Here is a 352-nt window from a genome sequence, read left to right as displayed (position 1 = left end):
ATTAATTATGTGAGTCGTCATTTGACGACTAGCGATAATTTTTTGTTTCAAGCTTTTAAACGCTTGTCACTCGGTTTTGCTTGGTAAAATCTATACTTACTTATCTAGTTTTCAATGTACAATTTCAAATGGTGGGCCTAAGTGGACTCGAACCACCGACCTCACGCTTATCAGGCGTGCGCTCTAACCAGCTGAGCTATAGGCCCATTTGAATTTTGAATCCTCAATGAATGAGCATTCAAAACTGAATACAATATGTCACGTTAATCCGCTTATCACCTGATGGTGATATTCCGTATATTATCCTTAGAAAGGAGGTGATCCAGCCGCACCTTCCGATACGGCTACCTTG

General features: G+C 40.6%; 1 tRNA gene. It reads right to left on the bottom strand.

The window, feature by feature from the left end:
- Positions 1-129 precede the first annotated feature (129 nt).
- Positions 130-206: transfer RNA gene (locus tag CCE82_RS12785), tRNA-Ile, on the bottom strand.
- Between the last annotated feature and the right edge of the window lie 146 nt (positions 207-352).

Origin of the sequence: Staphylococcus cornubiensis (assembly GCF_900183575.1) — a bacterium.
Lineage (GTDB): Bacteria > Bacillota > Bacilli > Staphylococcales > Staphylococcaceae > Staphylococcus > Staphylococcus cornubiensis.
The sequence above is the reverse complement of the archived record's forward strand: the minus strand, read 5'-3'. Positions and strand labels throughout refer to the sequence as shown.